Source organism: Arthrobacter sp., from assembly GCF_031179385.1.
Lineage (GTDB): Bacteria > Actinomycetota > Actinomycetes > Actinomycetales > Micrococcaceae > Arthrobacter_D.
In genome coordinates, this window is record NZ_JAPSHV010000044.1 from 15,997 (window position 1) to 21,525 (window position 5,529).

Below are 5,529 nucleotides of genomic sequence, written 5' to 3' on the forward strand. Positions count from 1 at the left end.
TCGCAACATGGTGATGGTCATTGGCCCTGTGAAGAACAAGGCCGAGGCAAAGGCTGAAGCGCGCCGCGCGGCACAGCGTGCTGAGTCGAAGGCAGCGAACGAGTCCTCCAAGGGCAAGGTCGACACCTCCGGGCAGGCACCGTTGACTCAGAGCCTCGGGGATCTGCTTCCTGAGGAACTGCGTGCTGCGTCGTTGGCCTCTGCTCCGGAATCCGCTGTTGAGCCCGAAGCTGTTGAGACGGTTACCGAAGCCCCGGCAACGGAGCCAGCAGCGACTGAGCCTTCCGCCCCCGCGGCTGCCGCTCCAAAGGCGTCAGAGGTTGAGCCTGAGCTCGCCGAGGTGAAGCCTGAAGCTGCAGCGCCCAAGCAGGCGGCAGCTCCCAAGCAGGAGGCAGCTCCAAAGCAGGCGGCGGCACCCAGGCAGTCCGCTGCGCCAGCACCGGCTCCAGCGCCAGCACCGACTCCGGCCGCAGCGCCGAAGCCGGCTGCTACCCCGAAGCCTGCCGCAATGCCCAAGCCGGCGGCAACGCCGAAGCCGAGGCCCGCGGCTGCACCGAAACCAACCGGTAAGGCGGCGCCCAAGGGCACGCCAAGCCGTCCGAAGCCGTCCGGCTCCAACTAGGAGCCGGCTGCCGCCCCGGCAGCGAGGCAACACGTAAGCACCGCAGTTCGCTGCGGGTACCGCAAAGAGCCGCCGGCAAAGTGCCGGCGGAGACCAAAGGAGATCGGTTTCCATGCCGAAGATGAAGACACACAGTGGCGCCAAGAAGCGCTTCAAGCTGACGGGTAGCGGAAAGCTCAAGCGCCAGCAGGCCAACCGCCGTCACTACCTGGAGCACAAGCCCTCCACCCTGACGCGCCGTCTGGCCAGCGACCAGATTGTCTCCAAGGCGGACACCAAGGTCATCAAGAAGATGCTCGGCGTCTAACACAGCACCCCCTACCACTTCCGGACACCCTGAATATCGGCTGTACTGCCGCAGGGATACGCGTTCGGACGATCTAACTAAGGAGTACGCACGTGGCACGTGTGAAGCGGGCGGTCAACGCCCACAAGAAGCGTCGGGTTATTCTCGAGCGCGCCAAGGGCTACCGCGGTCAGCGTTCGCGCCTGTACCGCAAGGCAAAGGAGCAGCTGCTCCACTCGTTCGTCTACAGCTACGGTGACCGCCGGAAGCGCAAGGGCGACTTCCGCCGCCTCTGGATCCAGCGCATCAACGCTGCCTCCCGCGCCAATGGCCTCACCTACAACCGCCTGATCCAGGGCCTCAAGGCCGCAGGCGTTGAGGTTGACCGTCGCATGCTGGCCGATCTGGCCGTGACCGACGCCAACGCTTTCGCAGCCCTCGTGCAGATCGCGAAGGACGCACTGCCGTCCGACACCTCTGCGCCGGTGCAGGCCTAGCCAGCACTTCGCCGGTTTCCTCAGCCGGCCATCAATTCATGAGTACATCCGAACGCCCCCAGGCACCGCTACTCAGCAACCCCCGATCCGATCGGGTTCGCGAAGTAGCCAAGCTTGCGGGGCGTTCGGCGCGTCTGAGGCAGGGGCGCTTTCTCGCCGAGGGGCCTCAGGCGGTTCGTGAAGCTCTTCGTCTTCATCAGGAGCGGCTCACCGCAGAGCAGAGCGGTGTCGTGGATGATGTGTATCTAACCGCGGAAACCCTGGAACGCTATCCGGAGTTCGGCTCTGTGGTACCGGTGCGCATGGTGACAGCCGAAGTCCTCGCTGCCATGAGCTCCACCGTGACTCCACAGGGCGCTGTCGCAGTCTGCAGATTCATTGACTCCCCGCTTGCCACTGTGCTCGAGCGCCGTCCGCGGCTGATAGCAGTGCTCGTAGAGGTTCGGGACCCGGGAAATGCCGGGACCATCCTCCGCGCAGCCGACTCCGCGGGTGCTGATGCCGTGATATTCACAGCGGGCAGCGTCGACATCTATAACCCGAAGGCCGTGCGATCGACGGTGGGCTCGCTCTTCCACCTCCCCGTAGTGGTCGGTGTTGAGACCCAGGATCTCCTCGCTGAACTGGCCGGGCGCTCCATGACGACGCTGGCCGCTGATGGGTACGGTGACTGGAACCTTGACGAGCTCCAGGACGCGAGCGCTGCCCGGCGGCTGGCGCCGTCGTCTGCGTCCGCACAGGAGGAACAGTCTCCATCTCCCTTACTGGAGGCTCCCACCGCCTGGCTCTTCGGCAACGAGGCGCAGGGCCTGGGCCCGGACGTCCTGGCCAAGGCCGACTACCGGGTGTCGGTTCCTGTCTACGGACTTGCTGAGAGCCTCAATGTGGGAACGGCGGCAACAGTCTGCCTGTACGCTTCAGCCCGCGCTCAACGGGGCTGAAAATTCCTCGCCACGCACGCCTGCGGAGGATGCAATCAGCGGGAAACCGTCTGCAGGACGGTTTCCGCCGTCGTATTCTTCCGGTCCATGCGCCCGCTCAAGAGGGCTACGCCGAGGCCGAAGGCGGCAAGGACCGCACCAACCAGGGCCGGGGCGGTGTACCCCCACCCCAGCGCGATGACTGCACCGCCGAGGAACGCGCCGAGGGCATTGGCCGTGTTCAGCGCCGCATGGTTCATTGACGATGCCAGCGACGGCGCATCAGGCGAGACATCCATGAGGCGGACCTGAAGCGACGGAATCAGCGACGAGCCGATCGCTCCGACCAGGAAGACAAAAAGCAGCGCGGTCGGCGCCCATTGAACCGCAAAGGCGAAGACCAGAAGGCACGCCGAGATACTTCCCATCACCCAGTAGATGGTTCCCAGGACCGAGATGTCTGCGAGCCGCCCACCGACGATGTTTCCGGCAACCATGCCCAGCCCGTACAGGGCGACGACGATCGGCAGCAGGGACTCGGAGACGCCGGCCACGTCAGTCATGGTCGGCGCGATGTAGGTGTAGACGGCAAAGAATCCACCGAACCCGACGGTTCCGATGAGCAGCGTCATCCAGACCTGGCCGCGCTTGAGGGCGCCGAGTTCGCGGGTGATGCTCGCGCCGTCGCGCACGTCCTGGTGTGGGACGAAGCGGGAGATCAGCAGCAGCGTGAGGACCCCGATCAGGCCAACGAGGATGAACATGGTCCGCCAGCCGTACTCCTGCCCCAGCCAGGTGGCGAAGGGAACGCCCACAACGTTGGCCACGCTCAGTCCCATCATGACCATGGCGACGGCCTGAGCACGGCGGGTCGGAGCGGACAGGGATGCGGCAATCACCGCTGCGACTCCGAAGAAGGCGCCGTGCGGCAATCCGGACACGAAGCGTGAGACCAGCAACCAGCCGTAGTCGTCAGCTATGTAGGAGGAGAGGTTGCCGGCCGTGAACAGCGCCATGAGAGCCAGCGCAACCCGCTTATGCGGCAGGCGTGCTCCGAGAGTCGACAGCACCGGTGCGCCCACCACGACGCCCAGCGCGTAGGCGGAGATGACATGACCGCCGGCCGGGATGTCGACTCCGAGGTCGGCGACCATGTCGGGAAGGAGGCCCATGATGGCAAACTCCGTGGTGCCGATTCCGAACCCTCCGACAGCAAGGGCAAGAATCGCCAGCAAAAGGTTGTGCTGTTGCGGGCGCTGGGTGGGAAAAGCAGGCACGGGACTCATTTCGACGTCGGGACGCGCCCGTCAGGCGCTCGTGTGGTGGCCGCGCATCGTTGAGCAGGAAAGGTGAGCAGGGAAATCGGTCATCTTCGAAACGGCATAACGCGCTGACGCTCCGGTTTATTCATGGAGCTTCTCGTTGCTGCCCACACGCAACCGTCTCGTGGCTGGCTACTACGCCCGCAACGCGCCCTTCCACTTTACGGGTCCGAGACCGAATCGATGCCAAAACGACTTCATCGCGAACCGTCCGCGGCATCGGCATCGGCTCTAAACTTGGACCGGCACGAGGAGCGCGGAGCCATGGATGAGACATCCCCAAACCCTGTAATTTTCCCCAGAACGTCCCGGAATCTTTCTCGGAAAACGTATGACGGCAGGTCGCCCGCGCCGCCGTCGATCGTCCGAAGGACCGTCACCACCTGCCTGATGACCGTCAGCCTGGTTCTCGGCATGCTCGGAACGACGCTTCCCTCGGCGCACGCAGCCCCCCTCTTCGGGCACGACATCTCCTGGCCTCAGTGTTCGACGGCACAGGGCGGCTTCGGGTTGCCCCTTCCGCCGCCTGCCTCCCAGTTCGTCATCATCGGGCTGACGCGAGGGCTCGCGTTCACGGAGAATCCTTGTCTGGCCGACCAGGTCGCCTGGGCCCGCACCAACGGGAAACCGGCACACGGCTACGCCATGGGCACCTACCCGACCACGGCGCAACTGAACACCTACGGGACGCAGGGGCCGTGGTCGTCCGCGACCCATGCCGGCAGGCTTTCCAACGTCGGTTATTCCGAAGCCCGCTTCGCTGTCCAGAGCATGACCCGGGTCGGCTTCCGACCGCCGGTGGTATGGATCGACATCGAGCCTCGCCCGGCACAGCCCTGGCCGGCCGCCACCGCTGCCCAGCGGTTGGACAACAGGTACCTCATCGAAGGCCTGATGCGCGGACTGCGCGACTCAGGCTTCGCTTACGGCTTCTACTCCTACACAGCTGGCTGGCAGGAGATCACGGGCTCCTGGCGGCTGAGCGGTGTCCCTGTGTGGGCGACGGCGGGCACACTCGACTATCCGACCGAGGCCCTCGACCGGTGTTTCCAGCCCAGCTTTTCTGCCGGCCGCGTCTACATCTCGCAGTGGTACGACAATGTCCGCGATTACGATCGCACCTGTGAACCGTACAACTTCACCCCGCTGGCTATCCCTGCCTCGACGTTGTCCGGCTCCACCGCCGAGTTCAACGGCGACTGGCGAAACGACCTGCTGGCCCGGGTCGGGTCATCCGGTGAGCTGCGGCTGTACGCAGGCACCGGCCTCGGGCGTCTCAACCCCGGAGTGACGATAGGCACAGGCTGGGGGGTCTTCAATGCGCTCGAGACGGCCGGGGACTTCAACGGGGATGGCCCTTCCGACGTCGTCGCGCGTGAAGCGGCGACCGGGGTGTTGTGGCTGTACCGGGGTAACGGCACCGGAGGATGGCTTCCACGACTTCGCGTGGGAAGCGGCTGGAATGCATTCAACAGCATCGTCGCTCCGGGCGACTTCAACGGGGACCAGCGCGTGGACCTGCTGGCCCGGGACCGGGCAACCGGTGTGCTGTGGCTCTACCCCGGCAACGGCACCGGAGGCTGGTTGCCTCGTGTACGCGCGGGAAGCGGCTGGAACGGATTCAACGCCATCGTTGCACCGGGTGATCTCAACGGGGACCGCAACAGCGACATCCTGGCACGGGACGGCGCCGGCAACCTGTGGCTCTACCCGGGCAATGGCTCCGGCGGATTCCTCCCGCGTATCCGGGCGGGTCACGGCTGGACCCCCATGACCGCGATTGTCGGAGCCGGGGACCTCAACGGTGACCGTCTTGCTGACATCGTCGCCCGCGACCCCGGCGGTGCCCTCTGGCTCTACCCGGGCAACGGCCGTTCAGGAT

The 5,529-nt window shown here is 65.4% G+C and carries 5 protein-coding genes and 1 pseudogene; 5 read left to right on the plus strand and 1 reads right to left on the minus strand.

Features of this window, described 5'->3' with window-relative positions; genetic code table 11:
• The 4 genes and pseudogenes from RIF85_RS08285 to RIF85_RS08300 all read left to right on the plus strand — a co-directional run.
• Positions 1 to 622: pseudogene (locus tag RIF85_RS08285) on the plus strand (hypothetical protein); the annotation flags it as partial.
• A gap of 112 nt (positions 623 to 734) precedes the next feature.
• A complete protein-coding gene (gene rpmI / locus RIF85_RS08290) occupies positions 735 to 929 on the plus strand; it encodes a 50S ribosomal protein L35 (RefSeq protein ID WP_026545492.1) in 195 nt (64 codons plus the stop codon).
• 92 nt (positions 930 to 1,021) lie between these two features.
• Positions 1,022 to 1,405, plus strand: a complete 384-nt coding sequence (rplT, locus tag RIF85_RS08295) for a 50S ribosomal protein L20 (RefSeq protein ID WP_299165291.1) — start codon at positions 1,022 to 1,024, stop codon at positions 1,403 to 1,405.
• A gap of 38 nt (positions 1,406 to 1,443) precedes the next feature.
• Positions 1,444 to 2,346, plus strand: coding sequence for an RNA methyltransferase (locus RIF85_RS08300; RefSeq protein WP_309071437.1), 903 nt, complete (start codon positions 1,444 to 1,446; stop codon positions 2,344 to 2,346).
• A gap of 35 nt (positions 2,347 to 2,381) precedes the next feature.
• Here RIF85_RS08300 and RIF85_RS08305 read toward each other — a convergent pair whose 3' ends face one another.
• Positions 2,382 to 3,602 carry an MFS transporter gene (locus RIF85_RS08305; protein ID WP_309071438.1) on the minus strand — a complete coding sequence of 407 codons (1,221 nt, stop codon included), beginning with the start codon at positions 3,600 to 3,602 and terminating at the stop codon, positions 2,382 to 2,384.
• A 435-nt stretch (positions 3,603 to 4,037) separates the two neighbouring features.
• Here RIF85_RS08305 and RIF85_RS08310 point away from each other — a divergent pair.
• Positions 4,038 to 5,529: FG-GAP-like repeat-containing protein (locus RIF85_RS08310; RefSeq protein ID WP_309071439.1), on the plus strand; the 1,492-nt coding region annotated here is incomplete at its 3' end.

Coding starts and splice junctions, on each gene's coding strand:
- rpmI (WP_026545492.1), top strand. CDS start 735: ATGCCGAAGATGAAGACACACAGTGGCGCCAAGAAGCGCTTCAAGCTG.
- RIF85_RS08300 (WP_309071437.1), top strand. CDS start 1,444: ATGAGTACATCCGAACGCCCCCAGGCACCGCTACTCAGCAACCCCCGA.